The sequence below is a fragment of the Pseudomonas sp. M2(2023) genome, from assembly GCF_030263955.1.
In the GTDB taxonomy this organism is placed as follows: domain Bacteria; phylum Pseudomonadota; class Gammaproteobacteria; order Pseudomonadales; family Pseudomonadaceae; genus Aquipseudomonas; species Aquipseudomonas asiatica.
Genome location: NZ_CP127114.1, coordinates 1,132,357 through 1,149,289 on the forward strand (window position 1 = coordinate 1,132,357; position 16,933 = coordinate 1,149,289).

Consider the following 16,933-nt stretch of genomic DNA (forward strand, 5'->3'; position numbering starts at 1 on the left):
TTCCAGCTACAACAGAAAGCGGGGCTGTCATGACAGCCCCGCGTCGTTTCCGATTTCCACTGACGAGATTGAGTCATGGCCCTCGACATTCACGCTCACCGCATCCTGATCCTCGATTTCGGTTCCCAGTACACCCAGCTGATCGCCCGCCGCGTGCGCGAAATCGGCGTGTACTGCGAGCTGCATCCGTTCGACATGGACGATGAAGCGATCCGCGAATTCAACCCGCGCGGCATCATCCTCGCCGGCGGCCCCGAGTCGGTCCACGAAGCCAACAGCCCGCGCGCCCCGCAGGCGGTGTTCGACCTGAACGTACCAGTGCTGGGCATCTGCTACGGCATGCAGACCATGGCCGAGCAGATGGGCGGCAAGGTCGAAGGTTCCGACCTGCGTGAATTCGGTTATGCCCGCGTGGATGTAGTCGGCAAGAGCCGCCTGCTCGACGGCATCGAAGACCACATCGACGCCGACGGCGTGCTGGGCCTGGACGTGTGGATGAGCCACGGCGACAAGGTCACCCAGATGCCGGGCAACTTCCACGTGCTGGCCAGCACCCCGAGCTGCCCGATCGCTGGCATGTTCGACGACGCGCGCGGTTACTACGGCGTGCAGTTCCACCCGGAAGTGACCCACACCAAGCAGGGCGGTCGCATCCTGTCCCGCTTCGTGCAGGACATCTGCGGCTGTGAAGCCCTGTGGACTCCGTCCAACATCGTCGAAGACGCCATTGCCCAGGTGCGTGAGCAGGTCGGTTCGGCCAACGTCCTGCTGGGCCTGTCCGGCGGCGTCGACAGCTCCGTCGTTGCCGCACTGCTGCACCGCGCCATCGGCGACCAGCTGACCTGCGTATTCGTGGACAACGGCCTGCTGCGCCTGCACGAAGGTGACCAGGTGATGGCCATGTTCAAGGAGAACATGGGCGTCAAGGTCATCCGCGCCGACGCTGAAAAGCAGTTCCTCGACAACCTGGCCGGCGAAGCCGACCCGGAGAAGAAGCGCAAGATCATCGGCCGCACCTTCATCGACGTGTTCGATGCCGAAGCCAGCAAGCTGGAAAACATCCAGTTCCTCGCCCAAGGCACCATCTACCCGGACGTGATCGAGTCGGCGGGCGCCAAGAGCGGCAAGGCCCACGTGATCAAGTCGCACCACAACGTCGGTGGCCTGCCGGAGGAAATGAACCTCAAGCTGGTCGAGCCGCTGCGTGAACTGTTCAAGGACGAAGTGCGCAAGATCGGCCTGGAGCTGGGCCTGCCGTACGACATGGTCTACCGCCACCCGTTCCCGGGCCCGGGCCTGGGCGTGCGTATCCTGGGTGAAGTGAAGAAGGAATACGCCGACATCCTGCGTCGCGCCGACCACATCTTCATCGAAGAGCTGCGCAAGGCCGACTGGTACCACAAGACCAGCCAGGCATTCGTGGTGTTCCAGCCGGTCAAGTCGGTAGGCGTCGTCGGCGACGGCCGTCGCTACGCCTGGGTCGTGGCCCTGCGTGCCGTCGAGACCGTGGACTTCATGACCGCGCGCTGGGCGCACCTGCCGTACGAGCTGCTGGAAACCGTCAGCGGCCGTATCATCAACGAAATCGACGGCATCTCGCGCGTTACCTACGACGTGTCGAGCAAGCCGCCGGCGACTATCGAGTGGGAATGATCCCTACCCGCCGCTGAACGAGAAGGGCCTGCATTGCAGGCCCTTTTCATTTGCGCGAGGAAAACCTATTCGCTACCCGGAGGGTGGCCGAAATAGGCCTTGTAGGCATGGCAGAAGTTGGCGGGGTTGGCATAGCCGACATGGTAGGCCACCTGCGAGACCTGCCAGAGCCGCTGCAGCAGCAGGCTGCGGGCCAGTTCCAGGCGTTGTTGCCGCACGTATTGCAGGATAGGCCGGCCAAATTCTTCGCGGAAAGCACGGCGCAACGTGGTCTCGCCCACGCCCAGCTGGCGCGCCAGGCTGGCGGCGGTTGGCGGGGCGCTCAGTTGCGCGTCGAGCAGGCGGCGCGCTTCGATGGCCAGGTCGCGTAGCCCGCGATCCGGCCTGCTCGTGGCTTGCGCAGGGCCGATCAGGTGGCGGGCCAGTTCCAATACGATGGCCAGGCTCAGGCTTTCGCAATGCAGGCGCCTGAGACCGCCGGTATAAGGTGACAGATACAGCTGCTGCAGCAGGCGGCTTACTGCCGGGCAGTGTGGTAACTGATCGAAACGCATGCCGTCTGCCGTCAAGGCCAGCAGGGGTATCAGCTGCGCTTCGTCCCGGGCCAGCTCATGCAGGTAGTCACCGGCAATACGCACGCCCGCCATGCGCGCATGGCTATCGGCAGGCAACTGGTCCTGCGCCTCCAGACTCTCGCCGAGGCCTAGCAGGTGCAGCTGGCCTGGCGTGTAACGGTTCAGTGTGCCATCGACCTTGTGCTGCCAGGCGCCATCGAACAGTTGCACGATGCACAGGCTCTGCGGCAGCACCTTGTCGATCTTCAGCGGCTCCGGGAACTGCAGGTTGCAATCGAAGTACTGCAACCCTGTGTGTACCGTCTGCGCCCGATAGTGCCCGGTTGCGCTACCCATTATCCGCGCCTTGCGGCTGTCCAGCACACCGGCTTCGGCGAGCGACCCCGGGCTGTCGAAGGAGAAGTCGGTGTCCAGGTAGGGGCTGGTCGATGGCATGAGCGCTAAGCATCCTTGGTCGGCGGCGGCATGAGCACAAATGGTAACCCGCGCACATTTTCGGCAACAGCCATTGTGCGCGACGGGCCGTCTTTTGTGCGAACCGGCCATGGGGGTTGGCAGTGACGGCGGTGCTGTTTTCAATGGTCGATCGTTTCGCATCAGGATGGAAAAGATGTTCGCTTATCGCAAATGGGTTGCCTTGCTGGTGGCCTCGCTCATCTTCTGGCTGAGCCAGGCCCACGCAGAACAACGGCCGGATGTGGCCGAGCAGGTTGTCGCCTACATGGGGACAGAGGGCGTCAAAGTGTGGACGCTGCGCATTGGCGAGCGCGCCGCCAATGAAGCACTGGTTCAGATCGAAGGGGTTGATCACGACTGGGACATGCGCATCCAGAAGATGCAGGTGGAGAAGACCACAAAGGACACCCGTTACTCGACGACGGTTGACGGCAAGAAGTTCGTGGTACTGGTCGTTCAAAGCGGCTGGGGCGGTGAACTGTACCTGCCCGGCGAGCCGCAACCGATGCAGGTTGGCTATTCCGAGGGGCTGTCGCGTCAAGGCAATGCCCAGGCATTCCTGACCGATTACCTGGCCAAGCAGCAATGAGCAGGGAGAACGACTGACCATGGTTGAACCTAACGATCCGCTGTCCGAGCTTTCCGGCTCGCTCGGCGAAGCCTATGACCAATCCCGTGCAGCCCAGCGCGACCGGGTAATCGCCGAGCTCAAGCAGGTGATCGAGCGCGTACCGCCGCAAAGCGAGTTCACCAATTCCCGCCGTTACAAGGTCTGGGGGCCGATAATCCTGGTGGGCGCCCTGATCTTGCTGGGCGTCACCTTCAATCTGCAACGCATGGGTGCGGTCGCCGCGGGTGTCTTCATCGTCTGCATTGCTGCCGCGGTGACCTGGCAGCACCGCAATGCTGGCACCCAGGTGTTCATGCGCCTGACACGTCGGCAGTTGTTCGTCGATACGCTGGATGCTCCGGTTGATATGGCCGAAGTCGAGGACATCGCGGTCAAGGATGAAGGCCTGGTCATGGTGCAGACGCTGGAAATGAGCAGCGACGCCGCGCTGCCGAAGCATCGTGTGGTCAAGCTGCAGTTCTTCGGTAACCAGGCGATGGCACTGAAAAAACCACGACCGCAGATCCGTATCATGTCCGCCGGCCTGGCCTGCAATGGTCGCAAGCTGGACAACGAGGAAGTGCTCGCAATGCTGGCGGCCTACCGCGATGCGGCCCACGCGCAGCGGCAACTGGAACTGATGCAGGCAGATGGATAATGCCGAGCGCGAAGCGCATCTGGCGTACCTGCAGGCACAGGCCGACGGTCCCCACGACAGCTTCGAACTGCTGGAGCGTTCGTTCGGCAAAGCGCTGACTTGCGCCCTAACCGGCCTGTTGCTCTGCGGCCTGGGCGCCTGGCTGGTCTGGTTGGCGTTGCTGTTCGGCGCTCAGGCCAGCAGTGGCGCGCTGTGGCTGCTTGCGGGCTGCGGCCTTGGCCTGCTCGCTGTGGGGCTGGCCGCTCTGGCCTGCTCCGCCGCGCTGTACCGCCGGCAGGGCAAGCGGGTATTGAGCGTGACACCCGATACCTTGTGCTTTGCCAACGCCCAGGCACCGACCCCCTTGCATGCGTTCGACGGCTTCGAGGTCCAGCAGGGTTATTCCAGCACCCGCCTGATCTTCACACTAGCGGCTTCCAGCCTCGCGCCCGCGCTGCTTCCGGCCAGTTTCAATGGGCTGGCTTCGCCTGACGCGATCACTGTGGCCGGTGGCTTGCGCGTGCGTGTGTGGCTGTGCACGCCGGTAGTGAACGGGCGTCGCCTTGACCTGCAGGAACTGGTGGACATGCTCTTTGCCTACCTGCAAGCCGCGCAGGCCAGGCACACCCTGGCACAGTTGTTTCCGGGCGTGGCACGGCTGGGCGTAACGGCTCCATGAAGCGCCTGGGGTGGGGCCTGGTCATGCTGCTGTTGCCGCTGGCGCTGTTCGGCTGGGCCACTGTGCAGCACTGGCGGGCGGAGACGGCGCAAGAGCAGGCGCGGATCACCCGGCAATGGCTGGCGGCACCCAGCGATACCCTGCTGCAGGCACTGCCTTGGGCTGCACGCAAGCAATTTGCCGGGCGCGTCGACACGCGTGAGGTGCTGCAGCGGCAGTTGGACGAACTCGACAGCGACCGTCACTGGTCGAGCATGCGCAAATCCATGGCCTGCCTCGGCGGCTGGCTGGCGCTGGGCGCTCTGGTCGCCGGCATTGGCGCCTGGCTCAGGCTCAGGGTCGACGCCTGGCGCGCCTTGCGCTCGGCGCACTACCTGCATCAACGCATGACGGCCAGCTGGCGGGTGCTGGTGTGTTGGCTGAGCGCCTACATGGGCATGCTCGCAGGCTCGCTTTGCCTTTTACTGCTCTATGAAACCAGCGCCGGCTTGAGTCACGCTGCGCAGGGCGGCTTGACCGCACTGGTCGTGGTACTGCCGCTGGCTTCAGTGCTGGCCGTCTGCCTGCGTACCCTGCAGCGAATGCGCCAGCAGTGGCCGCGCATGGGGGCTTCCACTGCTGGCTTTCTCGGCCGTGAGCTTGAACGGCAAGGGGCTGTGGCGCTGTGGCAATGGGTCGAAGGCCTGGCTGCGCACCTGCAGGCGCCGGTGCCGGACCATATCGTGGTCGGGATCGACCAAGGCTTTTTCGTCACCAGCGTGCCGATTGTGCTGCAGCCTGGCCAGTCGGCGCTCAGCGGACGAACCTTGTACTTGTCATTGCCGTGTCTCAGCGTCTTGAGCCAGCAAGAGGCCGCCGCGCTCATTGGTCATGAGCTTGGCCATTTCCGCAGTCGAGATACGGAGCAGGGCAGTGAAATCAATGCGCGCTTCAGCATGATGTGCGCACAGTTCTCGGCCATTGTCGACGCCGAGCGCGCCGTGGACTGGGTGGCCCGGCCAGTGGTGTGGATGGCCGGGCAGTTCCTGCATCACTTCCAGATCGCGGTGCATCACTGGGGGCGCGCGCAGGAATTGTTGGCGGATCGGGCCGGGGCCGAAGTGCATGGTCCGAAGCTGTTCGTTCAGGCGCTGCTGCGGGCAATTGCCTTGGGCAGGGTGGTCGATGCATTGCTGCTCGAACGCGGTGGCGAAGGGCTGCTTGCAGCGCTGACCCGGTACCTGCAGCAGGTGCCGTTGCACTTGGGCGAGGAAGTGCTCGGGCTGACAATGCCCCATCCCTTCGACACGCACCCACCCATCGCCGCGCGCCTCGACAATCTGAACGTGATGCTTGACGCGGCGCTGGTGCAGGCCGCCATGCGCGAACCCTCTGGCCATGACCGGCAGTGGTTCAACAAGCTCTGCGGGGCTCCTGCAGCCAAGGTATGGACAGACTTCACTTAATATTTCCCATTTGCAGGTGTATCGTATTCGCCCTTCATCGCCAGCCGTGCTGGCAGCTTGATTGCGCAGAACGCGAGGTACCCGCACCGATGTCCTTCACCCGTCGATGAATGCTCAAGGGCCCGACCGGCCTGGTTGTGGTTGGCCTGGGCGCTGGTGGCGCGGCGCGTTACTGGCTGGGCAAGGTCCAGGACGAAACGCCGGGCATGACTACGAACTGATCGCCGCGCCGCTTGACGTCGAGCTGGTGCCGGGGTTCAAGACCGAGGCCTGGGCCTTTATCATTCAGCTGTCTGCCCCGACGGGCGCATCATCACAGCGAATAGAACGGGTCGTTTTCAGGCGCCTGGTCGTGCAACGCTTGGGCGAGGTCCTGGATGTGTTCAGACCACGCCACTGTCTTTACCCATTCCTCGGGCATGCCGGATACCCCGTACAACGCTCCGGCCAGCTGCCCAGCCACGGCTGCCACGCTGTCGGCGTCATCTGCCAGGTTTGCCGCCAGTAGCACTGCGTCTCTGAAATTGTCGGTATTCCAAACCGCCCATAGCGCAGCTTCCAAGGTGTCGATGACATACCCTGAGGAGCGGATCTGGTCGCGGCTTTTTTCCTTGTATTCGCCAGCGTTGATGATGGTGGCGCGGGGCTGTAGCGGGCGGACCATCGGGCGGCACATTTCATCCTTGTCGGCGCCGTTCAGGGCGAGGTGCAGCTGCGCGCCCAGCAGTTCGCAGCCACTCACTGCTTCGGGCGCCCGATGGGTGGCCCGACTCTGGCTTTGGGCTTCGCGCCACGTGGATGGCAGCATGTGGCGCCTGAATATGGCGGTGGGGGCGAGCCGGATGATGGAGCCATTGCCGGCCGTATTCGGCTCTGTGTTGCCTATCCAGTCCAGGCCATGGCGTAGCCACCCTTCCAAGGCAAGGCGTGTAGCATTGCCGATGTCGAAACAGACACCGTTTGCGCTGTTTTCCCCTCGCTTGTACCACCTGCACAGTCGCTCGAGATAATCTGCATGGTCGAATCGCATGCAAGCCAGGTACGAGTCCGCCAGGCAAAGCGCCATGCTCGTATCATCGGTCCACTCACCTGGCTTGAGCCTGAACGGCCCGCCGCCGACCATGTCATCGACGTGTGCTTTATCGCGAGGCAGGAACTCCAGGGTGGTGCCTACGGCATCGCCAATGGCCAAACCCAGCAACGCACCTTTGGCTCGGTCGAGCGATTGTTCGGGGGTTAATGTGCAAGCGCGCGATTCTTGCCATTGCGGGTGCACGTAGGCACGGCCTGCGGACTCGCGTGGGGTGGGCGCTGGTAGCAAGTGGTTGTACCGGTAGGCATACTCGGTAACTTCAAGGGTAGGGCTGTGCAGGTCGATCATAGAACTTCTTCTAATAAGAGATGAGTCGTGGGGCCTTGCTCAATCCGGTTCAGTACCCTGAAAGAAGTACCCGGCGGGTACAGTACTTCCGCCTCGGGAATTTGCGTCAGGAAACTGATGTCCTTGCCGGATACGCCGCGTACGACCATCTGGGTATTGCCTGCGAATGGTGTTGTCGCGGATGAGCTGAAGAATGCCATGTCGGTCTCCACTGCGCCCATTTGCATCCGATTGAGCACATCCAGTGGCAGATCCGTTCCACGGTAGGTTTCAGCGCCAACGTAGCGAGGCAAGCGTGCCAGACCTTCGGTTGCATGCTCGGCAAAAGCCATGATTTCAGGCGTGGCTGTGCCTTGGCGCATCGCCAGGTTATACGCCTTGTACACATCGTTGGTAGAGTAACCGTAAAGTGCGCCTATTTGATCGTCGCTGAGCAGTTTCGAAAGCTCCGGGGCCCGAACATCTGCCCGGGCGCGGCCTTCGGCAATCCATCGCTCTGCCATGTCCTTGCCCACTGCCTCTCGCAGGCTCATGAGCTTCTTGGGCGCCGCCGCAATGTTTTTTTCAGTGGCTTGCTTTGCTGGCGGCAGCTCTGGCTCGGCTTTCTGCAGCGGTGTCGCGGCCTTCATCTGCAACTCAGGTTCAGCCAGCAGCCTGCTTTCGTTCTTCGCCAGCCAGTTGGCCAACTGTTTGTTGGAGATTTCGGCCTGAAGCTTGGCACTACGGCTGGCGATGCTTTCCACGCTGCTCATCACGCCGGCTTTCATCTGCCCGCGGGTCAGGTAGGTCACAATTGCCATCAGCAAAAGCATCACCAGCTGCTCTTGCCCACGGGCCAGTTGCTTTGCAGCGTGTTCGGTACGCTCTTGAACCAGCGCCGCCGAGCCGCCCGAAGGGTCGAGACCGGAGGGTTTCAAGCCGTCTTCGGCAGTCCACGCGGTAGCAAGCCCCTCTTGCATGGAGGCCAGGCACGCGGGAAGCCCTTGATAGAAATACTCCGCGATGGCGGCCAGGCCCAGCGCCATCAGGATCAGGTTGCCGACCTGCAGGCCGATACCGCTGCCTGCGACCACCCCAGGTGCCGCACCGACGCCAAAGGCGAGAGAACCCACGGCGCCGCCGATAGCGCCGCCTAGCGCGACGCTGCCGCCGAGAATCATCACCACTTCCTGCACGAGCTTGAGCAGTACGGGCAAAATCTGGTCGATATTGATGGACGCCCATTTGCGCGACAGATTTGACTGCATCATGGGATAGGACAAAGCCATCGCCTGCCGGACATTGTCTATCCGGTGTCCGCCTACAGCGCCATAAGCCTGGCTGGCGCCATCGCTTACGCGGCGGGTGAAGCCGTCCCAGCTGTCATGGACATTGCGCAAGCCGCTGCTGACGCTTTGATTGAGGACGCTGAATTTTTGGTCCAGGTTGCGTTCGATGTCGCCCCAGCTAGGGACGTGAGTTGATAAGTCCATTTACCATTGCATTCCTTTAGAGAAGGCAGGTGAGTGTGCGGGCGGCAGGCGATTCTTTCCCATGCACCACGCTGACGGTCAAGCCAGCCGCCAATCGAGCTGCCGATTGCATTGCGAGGCATTTTCTCATCTGAGGTGCCTCTGGCAATGGTGTCAATTTGATCTCGTGCTTGTCGGTCAGTTCCGTTAAGTCTGCCGAATGGCCAATAGAGTGGCTAAAGCAAACGATGGCTGGATACTTCACTTAATATTTCCCATTTGCAGGTGTATCGTATTCGCCCTTCATCGCCAGCCGTGCTGGCAGCTTGATTGCGCAGAACGCGAGGTACCCGCACCGATGTCCTTCACCCGTCGACAAATGCTCAAGGGCCTGACCGGCCTGGTTGTGGTTGGCCTGGGCGCCGGTGGCGCGGCACGTTACTGGCTGGGCAAGGTCGAGGACGACAACGCCGGGCATGACTACGAGCTGATCGCTGCTCCCCTGGACGTCGAGCTGGTGACGGGCTTCAAGACCGAGGCCTGGGCCTTCGGCCCTTCGGCGCCAGGCACCGAGTTGCGTGTGCGCCAGGGCACCTGGCTGCGGGTGCGCTTCATCAATCACCTGCCGGTGGAAACCACCATCCACTGGCATGGCATTCGCCTGCCGCTGGAAATGGACGGTGTGCCCTATGTGTCGCAACTGCCAGTCAAGCCGGGCGAGTACTTCGACTACAAATTCCGTGTGCCGGACGCCGGCAGCTACTGGTACCACCCGCATGTCAGCAGTTCCGAAGAGCTGGGCCGTGGCCTGGTCGGCCCGCTGATCGTCGAGGAGCGCGAGCCGACCGGCTTCCAGCATGAACGCACGCTCAGCCTGAAGAACTGGCACGTGGACGAGCAGGGCGCCTGGTTGCCGTTCAGCATCCCGCGTGAGGCGGCGCGCAACGGCACCGCCGGGCGCCTGATCACCATCAATGGCCAGGCCGATTCGGTCACCGAGTTGCCAGCCGGCCAGGTTGTGCGGGTGCGTCTGCTTAACCTGGACAACACCTGGACCTACCGCATCAACCTCAAGGGCAACTGCGAGGCAAAAATCTATGCTCTGGACGGCAATCCGGTAACCCCGCGCCCATTGGACGATGACTACTGGCTCGGCCCAGGCATGCGTATCTGCCTGGCTGTCCGTATTCCTGTGGAGGGTGAGGAGATCTCCCTGCGCGACGGTTTCGTGCGCCTGGGCACCCTGCGTTCGGTTGCCAGCAACGACGCGCCAAGTGACTGGCCGCCGGCGCTACCGCCCAACCCGATCGCCGAGCCGGACCTGGAGAATGCCGAAAAGCTCAACTTCAATTTTGAGTGGGCGGCGAAAGTCTCGGTCACTACGGACCAGGATAAGCCGTCGAGCATGTGGCAGATCAACGGCCAGGCCTGGGACATCACCGACAAGACCTGCGCCGAGCGCCCCATTGCCACGTTGCAGAAGGGCAAGAGCTACATCTTCGAGCTGAAGAACATGACCCAATACCAGCACCCGATCCACCTGCACGGCATGAGCTTCAAGGTGATCGGCTCCAACCGTCATGACATCAAGGAGCCGTGGTTCACCGATACCTACCTGCTGGGCAAGAACGAGCGCGCCCAGGTGGCGCTGGTGGCGGATAACCCGGGCACCTGGATGTTCCACTGCCACGTCATCGACCACATGGAAACCGGCCTGATGGCCGCGATCGCGGTGGTCTGATGCGCCCGCAGATCATCGATCGCAGCCGCGATCAGGAATTCATGCGTCTGGCCCTGGCCCTGGCCGCCGAAGGTGCGGCCATGGGCGAGGTGCCGGTGGGCGCAGTACTGGTGCAGCATGGGCAGGTGATCGGGCAGGGCTTCAACCGGCCGATCATCGACAGTGACCCCAGTGCGCACGCCGAGATGGTGGCCATTCGCGCGGCGGCGAAATCCGCCAGTAACTACCGGCTACCCGGCAGCACCCTGTATGTGACCCTGGAGCCGTGCAGCATGTGTGCGGGGTTGATCGTGCATTCGCGGGTGATGCGGGTGGTATTCGGTGCGCTGGAGCCCAAGGCGGGGATCGTGCAGAGCCAGGGGCAGTTCTTCGGGCAGGGTTTCCTGAACCACCGGGTGATGGTGGAGGGCGGGGTGCTGGCGGAGGAGTGCGGGCAGATCCTCAGTGACTTCTTCAAGGCTCGCCGAGCCAAGTCTTGACCTGTTCCGGCCCCTTCGCGGGCACGCCCGCTCCTACAGGTACACCGCAGGCCTGAGGAGATTGATATTCCTGTGGGAGCGGGCGTGCCCGCGAAGAGGCCGGTGCAGGCCTACATCGGCGGCGACTGCTCCGCCGGCTTGTCCTTGTTCACCCCGGGCACATGCAGGCTGCCCTCGGCCACCTGGCCTTCGAGCTGCGGCTGGGTCACCCAGGTGAGGATGTCGTAGTAGCGACGGATGTTGGCCACGAAATGCACCGGCTCGCCGCCACGTGCATAGCCGTATTTGGTCTGGCGATACCACTGCTTCTGCGACAGCCGCGGCAGCATCTTCTTCACGTCCAGCCACTTGTTCGGGTTGAGCTTCTCGCGCTTGGCCAGGGTGCGGGCGTCTTCCAGGTGGCCGGTGCCGACGTTGTAGGCAGCCAGGGCGAACCAGGTGCGGTCCGGTTCCTGGATGCTGTCGTCGAGCTCTTCCTTGATCTTCATGAAGTACTTGGCGCCGCCCTGGATGCTCTGCTTCGGGTCCAGGCGGTTGGACACGCCCATGGCCTGGGCGGTGCGCTGGGTCAGCATCATCAGGCCGCGCACGCCGGTCTTGGAGGTGACCTCGGGCTGCCACATCGATTCCTGGTAGCCGATGGCGGCCAGCAGGCGCCAGTCCACCTGCTCAACCTTGGCGTAGCTCTTGAAGTGCTTCTCGTACTTGGGCAGGCGCTGCTGCAGGTGCTGGGCGAAAGTGTAGGCACCCACATAGCCCAGGACGTCGACATGGCCGTAGTAGCGGTCCTTCAGGCGTTGCAGGGTGCCGTTCTTCTGCGCCTTGTCGAGGAACTCATTGACCTCGTTGAGCAGGCTGTTGTCTTCACCGGCCGCCACCGCCCAACGCTGGTCGCGGGTGTCGCCAAGGTCGAAGGCAACCCGCACGTTGGGGAAGTACACCTGGTTCATCGCCAGCTCGTTGGAGTCGACCAGGGTCAGGTCGATCTGGCCTTCATCGACCATGCGCAGCAGGTCGACCACCTCGACGGCGTCGGATTCCTCGTATTCCAGGCCCGGGTACTGCTTTTTCAGCTCGGCCAGCTGGTCGGCATGGCTGCTGCCCTTGAGCACCATGATCTTCTTTCCGACCAGGCCCTTGGCGTTGGTGGGGCGCGTGCGGCCGTTGCGGTAGATGACCTGTGGGGTCACTTCCAGATAAGGGTGGGAGTACCTGACCTGGGCCTTGCGCCGTTCGCTGGTGACCAGGCCGGCCGCTGCCAGCACCGGGCCGGAGGGCTTGCCGAGGCTGTCATACAGCTCGTCGAGGTTGTCGGCGGTCTCGATCTGCAGCTTCACGCCCAGATCTTCGGCGAAATGCTGGACCAACTCGTATTCGAAGCCGGTTTCGCCGTTGCGGTCCTGGAAGTAGGTGGCCGGGCTGTTACGGGTGATCACGCGCAGCACGCCATCCTCCTTCACGCGCTCGAGGGTGCTGGGTTTTTCAACGCAGGCACCGAGCAGCAGAAAGAGTCCGGTTGCGAAAAGCCATCTGGCGCAACGCTGGCGCAAAGCAGTGTGGGCGAACATAGGTTGCAGTATACGCAAAGGACTGGCCCAACCATATCTCGACAACTGTTAGCTTGTCTGGTAGCGCTTTATGTGCAATGGCGGCCCAGTCCCCTTGTAGGAGCGGCCTTGTGTCGCGATGGGGCGCGCAGCGGCCCCCAGATTTTAAGCTCCGCCGCAGATATCCCTGGGGTCGCTGCGCGCCCCATCGCGACACAAGGCCGCTCCTACAGGGCGCTAGGCAGGTGTATTTTTTTTGACCCGCAAGTCCGGTTCCGCCGCCCGGCAGCCGTGGCTTAGAGCGGGTGCCGAAACCCTTCGAATTAGGCTAGAATGCACGGCCTCTAAGCACACCCCTTCCTGAGGCTGTCCCGACGATGTTGATCCTGCGCGGCGCTCCTGCCCTTTCTGCCTTTCGCCACGGTAAATTACTCGAGCAACTGAGCCAGAAAGTCCCCGCTGTTACTGGTTTGTATGCCGAATTTGCCCATTTCGCCGATGTCGACGGCGAGCTGACTGCCGACCAGCAGCAGGTGCTGGGGCGTCTGCTCAAGTACGGCCCGAGCGTGCCGGTACAGGAGCCGAGCGGCCGCCTGTTCCTGGTCGTGCCGCGCCTGGGCACCATTTCGCCGTGGGCCAGCAAGGCCAGCGACATTGCTCACAACTGCGGCCTGCAGTCGATCCAGCGCCTGGAGCGCGGTATTGCCTACTACGTTGCCGGCAGCCTGAGCGAAGCCGACGCCGAACTGATCGCCGCCGAGCTGCACGACCGCATGACCCAGCGCGTGCTCGGCCAGCTGGAGCAGGCCGCTGACCTGTTCAGCCATGCCCAGCCCAAGCCGATGACCTCGGTGGACATCCTCGCCGGTGGCCGTGACGCCCTGGCCAAGGCCAACATCGACCTGGGCCTGGCCCTGGCCGAAGACGAGATCGACTACCTGGTCAACGCCTTCCAGGGCCTCAAGCGCAACCCGAACGACATCGAACTGATGATGTTCGCCCAGGCCAACTCCGAGCACTGCCGCCACAAGATCTTCAACGCCAGTTGGGACATCGACGGCCAGGCTCAGGAAAAGAGCCTGTTCGGCATGATCAAGAACACCTACCAGATGCACAACGAAGGCGTGCTGTCTGCGTACAAGGACAACGCCTCGGTGATCGTCGGCAACGTTGCCGGCCGTTTCTTCCCGAACCCTGAAACCCGCCAGTACGGCGCGGTGCAGGAGCCGGTGCACATCCTGATGAAGGTCGAGACGCACAACCACCCGACCGCCATCGCCCCGTTCTCCGGCGCCTCCACCGGCTCCGGCGGCGAAATCCGCGACGAAGGCGCGACCGGCCGTGGCGCCAAGCCCAAGGCTGGCCTGACCGGCTTCACCGTGTCCAACCTGCGTATCCCGGGCTTCGAACAGCCGTGGGAGCAGGCCTACGGCAAGCCTGAGCGTATCGTCGACGCCCTCGACATCATGATTGAAGGCCCACTGGGTGGCGCTGCGTTCAACAACGAATTCGGTCGCCCGGCCCTGACCGGCTACTTCCGTACCTTCGAGCAGGCCATCAACACCCCGCACGGTGAAGAAGTTCGCGGCTACCACAAGCCGATCATGCTGGCCGGTGGCATGGGCAACATCCGTGAAGACCACGTGCAGAAAGGCGAGATCACTGTCGGCGCCAAGCTGATCGTGCTCGGCGGCCCGGCCATGCTGATCGGTCTGGGCGGCGGCGCCGCTTCGTCGGTGGCGACCGGTGCCAGCTCGGCTGACCTCGACTTCGCTTCGGTACAGCGCGAAAACCCGGAAATGGAGCGCCGTTGCCAGGAGGTCATCGACCGCTGCTGGCAGCTGGGCGACAACAACCCGATCGCCTTCATCCACGACGTTGGCGCCGGTGGTATCTCCAACGCCTTCCCAGAACTGGTCAACGATGGTGGCCGTGGTGGCCGCTTCGAACTGCGCAACGTGCCCAACGACGAGCCGGGCATGGCCCCGCACGAAATCTGGAGCAACGAATCGCAGGAGCGTTACGTGCTGGCCGTCAGCGCCGTCGACTTCGAGCGCTTCAAGGCAATCTGCGAGCGTGAGCGTTGCCCGTTTGCCGTAGTGGGTGAAGCGACTGAAGAGAAGCACCTGACCGTAAGCGACAGCCATTTCGGCAACACGCCGGTAGACATGCCGCTCGACGTACTGCTGGGCAAGCCGCCACGCATGCACCGTTCGGTTACCCGCGAAGCCGAGCTGGGCGATGACTTCGACCCGAGCAAGCTGGACCTGGACAACGCCGTTCAGCGCGTCCTCAGCCACCCGGCCGTGGCCAGCAAGAGCTTCCTGATCACCATCGGCGACCGTACCATCACCGGCCTGGTAGCCCGTGACCAGATGGTCGGCCCGTGGCAGGTACCGGTGGCCGACTGCGCCGTCACCGCCACCAGCTTCGACGTCTACACCGGTGAAGCCATGGCCATGGGCGAGCGCACCCCGCTGGCTCTGCTGGATGCCCCGGCGTCCGGCCGCATGGCAATTGGCGAGACACTGACCAACCTGGCTGCCTCGCGCATCGAGAAGCTGTCCGACATCAAACTGTCGGCCAACTGGATGTCTGCCGCCGGCCACCCAGGTGAAGACGCCCGCCTGTACGACACCGTCAAGGCTGTCGGCATGGAGCTGTGCCCGGAGCTGGGCATTACCATTCCGGTCGGCAAAGACTCGATGTCGATGAAGACCAAGTGGAGCGACGAGGGCGTAGAGAAGAGCGTTACCTCGCCAATGTCGCTGATCATCACCGGCTTCGCCCCGGTCACCGACATCCGCAAGACCCTGACCCCGCAACTGCGCATGGACAAGGGCGAGACCGACCTGATCCTGATCGACCTGGGCCGCGGCAAGAACCGCATGGGCGCTTCGATCCTGGCACAGACCTACGGCAAGATCGCTGCCCAGGCACCGGACGTCGACGACGCCGAAGACCTGAAGGCGTTCTTCGCCGTGATCCAGGGCCTGAACGAAGATGGTCACCTGCTGGCCTACCATGACCGTTCCGACGGCGGCCTGGTCACCACCGTGCTGGAAATGGCCTTCGCCGGCCACTGCGGCCTCGACCTGCACCTCGACCCGCTGACCGACAGCAAAGGCGACGTGCCGGCCATCCTCTTCAACGAAGAACTGGGCGCGGTCATCCAGGTTCGCCAGGATGCCACCCCGGACGTACTGGCACAGTTCAGCGCCGCTGGCCTGGGTGAAGGCTGCGTCGCGGTGATCGGCAAGCCGGTCAACAACGGTGAAGTGTCCATCAGCCTGAACGGCGAAGTGCTGTTCGACGACGACCGCCGCATGCTGCAGCGCCAGTGGGCCGAGACCAGCTACCAGATCCAGCGCCTGCGTGACAACGCCGACTGCGCCGACCAGGAATTCGACCTGCTGCTCGAGGAAGACAACCCGGGCCTGTCGGTCAAGCTGGGCTTCGACGTCAACGACGACATCGCCGCCCCGTACATCAAGAAGGGCGTGCGTCCGCAAGTGGCCATCCTGCGCGAGCAGGGCGTCAACGGTCAGGTCGAGATGGCAGCCGCCTTCGACCGCGCCGGCTTCGCCGCCATCGACGTGCACATGAGCGACATCCTCGCCGGCCGTGTCGACTTCGAGGCCTTCAAGGGCCTGGTCGCCTGCGGTGGCTTCTCCTACGGTGACGTGCTGGGTGCCGGTGAAGGCTGGGCCAAGTCGGCGCTGTTCAACAGCCGCGCCCGTGACGCCTTCCAGGCCTTCTTCGAGCGCACCGACAGCTTCGCCCTGGGCGTGTGCAACGGTTGCCAGATGATGTCCAACCTGCACGAACTGATCCCGGGCACCGAGCACTGGCCGCACTTCGTGCGCAACCGCTCGGAGCAGTTCGAGGCGCGTGTGGCCATGGTCGAAGTGCAGAAGTCCAACTCGATCTTCCTGCAGGGTATGGCCGGTTCGCGCATGCCGATCGCCATCGCCCACGGTGAAGGCCATGCCGAGTTCGCCAGCGAAGAGGCACTGCTGGCTGCGGACATGTCCGGCTGCGTGGCCCTGCGCTACGTCGACAACCACGGCAAGGTCACCGAAGCCTACCCGGCCAACCCGAACGGCTCGCCGCGTGGTATCACCGGCCTCACCAGCCGCGACGGCCGCGTGACCATCATGATGCCGCACCCGGAGCGTATGTTCCGTGCCGTGCAGAACTCCTGGCGCCCGGATGAGTGGCAGGAAGATGCCGCGCTGATGCGTATGTTCCGTAACGCACGGGTGTGGGTGAACTAAGG

12 protein-coding genes and 1 pseudogene are annotated in these 16,933 nt (G+C 63.3%); 9 read left to right on the forward strand and 4 right to left on the reverse strand.

Annotated features, from left to right (window positions below; translation table 11 throughout):
* The first annotated feature begins 75 nt into the window (after positions 1-75).
* Positions 76-1,653 (forward strand): glutamine-hydrolyzing GMP synthase, encoded by a 1,578-nt coding sequence (gene guaA, locus QN085_RS05250; protein WP_013971139.1) that lies wholly within the window; start codon positions 76-78, stop codon positions 1,651-1,653.
* Positions 1,654-1,718: 65 nt separating this feature from the next.
* Here guaA and QN085_RS05255 read toward each other — a convergent pair whose 3' ends face one another.
* Complete coding sequence (locus QN085_RS05255; protein WP_013971149.1) at positions 1,719-2,663, reverse strand: helix-turn-helix transcriptional regulator; 945 nt, start codon at positions 2,661-2,663, stop codon at positions 1,719-1,721.
* Positions 2,664-2,838: 175 nt separating this feature from the next.
* On the opposite strand from QN085_RS05255, the gene QN085_RS05260 reads away from it, so the two are divergent.
* From QN085_RS05260 to QN085_RS05280, 5 genes and pseudogenes are all read left to right on the forward strand, one after another.
* Entirely contained in the window at positions 2,839-3,273 is a 435-nt protein-coding gene (locus QN085_RS05260; RefSeq protein WP_031325854.1) for a hypothetical protein, read from the forward strand.
* Positions 3,274-3,292: 19 nt separating this feature from the next.
* Positions 3,293-3,952, forward strand: coding sequence for a hypothetical protein (locus tag QN085_RS05265; RefSeq protein ID WP_013971151.1), 660 nt, complete (start codon positions 3,293-3,295; stop codon positions 3,950-3,952).
* Positions 3,945-4,610, forward strand: a complete 666-nt coding sequence (locus QN085_RS05270; protein WP_013971152.1) for a hypothetical protein — start codon at positions 3,945-3,947, stop codon at positions 4,608-4,610. The genes QN085_RS05265 and QN085_RS05270 overlap by 8 nt, the downstream gene beginning before the upstream one ends.
* Positions 4,607-6,055: a M48 family metallopeptidase gene (locus tag QN085_RS05275; RefSeq protein WP_013971153.1), complete on the forward strand. Its 1,449-nt coding sequence runs from the start codon at positions 4,607-4,609 to the stop codon at positions 6,053-6,055. Before QN085_RS05270 ends, QN085_RS05275 begins: the two co-directional genes overlap by 4 nt.
* 110 nt (positions 6,056-6,165) lie before the next feature.
* Positions 6,166-6,335 (forward strand): annotated as a pseudogene (locus QN085_RS05280) (multicopper oxidase family protein); the annotation flags it as partial.
* A gap of 33 nt (positions 6,336-6,368) precedes the next feature.
* On the opposite strand, the gene tri1 reads toward QN085_RS05280, so the two are convergent.
* A complete protein-coding gene (gene tri1 / locus QN085_RS05285) occupies positions 6,369-7,436 on the reverse strand; it encodes an ADP-ribosylarginine hydrolase Tri1 (RefSeq protein ID WP_023662556.1) in 1,068 nt (355 codons plus the stop codon).
* Complete coding sequence (locus QN085_RS05290) at positions 7,433-8,908, reverse strand: DUF6861 domain-containing protein (protein ID WP_023662555.1); 1,476 nt, start codon at positions 8,906-8,908, stop codon at positions 7,433-7,435. The genes tri1 and QN085_RS05290 overlap by 4 nt, the downstream gene beginning before the upstream one ends.
* Before the next feature lie 337 nt (positions 8,909-9,245).
* Here QN085_RS05290 and QN085_RS05295 point away from each other — a divergent pair, with 337 nt between their 5' ends.
* Both QN085_RS05295 and tadA read left to right on the forward strand, forming a co-directional pair.
* Positions 9,246-10,628, forward strand: a complete 1,383-nt coding sequence (locus QN085_RS05295) for a multicopper oxidase family protein (protein ID WP_013971156.1) — start codon at positions 9,246-9,248, stop codon at positions 10,626-10,628.
* On the forward strand, positions 10,628-11,107 hold the full coding sequence (gene tadA, locus QN085_RS05300; RefSeq protein WP_013971157.1) for a tRNA adenosine(34) deaminase TadA: 480 nt from the start codon (positions 10,628-10,630) through the stop codon (positions 11,105-11,107). Before QN085_RS05295 ends, tadA begins: the two co-directional genes overlap by 1 nt.
* 110 nt (positions 11,108-11,217) lie before the next feature.
* Here tadA and mltF read toward each other — a convergent pair whose 3' ends face one another.
* Positions 11,218-12,675 (reverse strand): membrane-bound lytic murein transglycosylase MltF, encoded by a 1,458-nt coding sequence (mltF, locus tag QN085_RS05305; RefSeq protein WP_013971158.1) that lies wholly within the window; start codon positions 12,673-12,675, stop codon positions 11,218-11,220.
* A gap of 356 nt (positions 12,676-13,031) precedes the next feature.
* Between mltF and purL the strand changes: the two genes are divergently transcribed.
* The gene (purL, locus tag QN085_RS05310; RefSeq protein ID WP_013971159.1) at positions 13,032-16,931 is read left to right on the forward strand and encodes a phosphoribosylformylglycinamidine synthase; all 3,900 of its coding nucleotides are present in this window, start codon (positions 13,032-13,034) and stop codon (positions 16,929-16,931) included.
* Positions 16,932-16,933 lie beyond the last annotated feature (2 nt).

Excerpts from the sequence above, each read along its gene's own strand:
- guaA (WP_013971139.1), top strand. The coding sequence starts at position 76 with ATGGCCCTCGACATTCACGCTCACCGCATCCTGATCCTCGATTTCGGT.
- QN085_RS05255 (WP_013971149.1), bottom strand. The coding sequence starts at position 2,663 with ATGCCATCGACCAGCCCCTACCTGGACACCGACTTCTCCTTCGACAGC.
- QN085_RS05260 (WP_031325854.1), top strand. The coding sequence starts at position 2,839 with ATGTTCGCTTATCGCAAATGGGTTGCCTTGCTGGTGGCCTCGCTCATC.
- QN085_RS05265 (WP_013971151.1), top strand. The coding sequence starts at position 3,293 with ATGGTTGAACCTAACGATCCGCTGTCCGAGCTTTCCGGCTCGCTCGGC.
- QN085_RS05270 (WP_013971152.1), top strand. The coding sequence starts at position 3,945 with ATGGATAATGCCGAGCGCGAAGCGCATCTGGCGTACCTGCAGGCACAG.
- QN085_RS05275 (WP_013971153.1), top strand. The coding sequence starts at position 4,607 with ATGAAGCGCCTGGGGTGGGGCCTGGTCATGCTGCTGTTGCCGCTGGCG.
- tri1 (WP_023662556.1), bottom strand. The coding sequence starts at position 7,436 with ATGATCGACCTGCACAGCCCTACCCTTGAAGTTACCGAGTATGCCTAC.
- QN085_RS05290 (WP_023662555.1), bottom strand. The coding sequence starts at position 8,908 with ATGGACTTATCAACTCACGTCCCTAGCTGGGGCGACATCGAACGCAAC.
- QN085_RS05295 (WP_013971156.1), top strand. The coding sequence starts at position 9,246 with ATGTCCTTCACCCGTCGACAAATGCTCAAGGGCCTGACCGGCCTGGTT.
- tadA (WP_013971157.1), top strand. The coding sequence starts at position 10,628 with ATGCGCCCGCAGATCATCGATCGCAGCCGCGATCAGGAATTCATGCGT.
- mltF (WP_013971158.1), bottom strand. The coding sequence starts at position 12,675 with ATGTTCGCCCACACTGCTTTGCGCCAGCGTTGCGCCAGATGGCTTTTC.
- purL (WP_013971159.1), top strand. The coding sequence starts at position 13,032 with ATGTTGATCCTGCGCGGCGCTCCTGCCCTTTCTGCCTTTCGCCACGGT.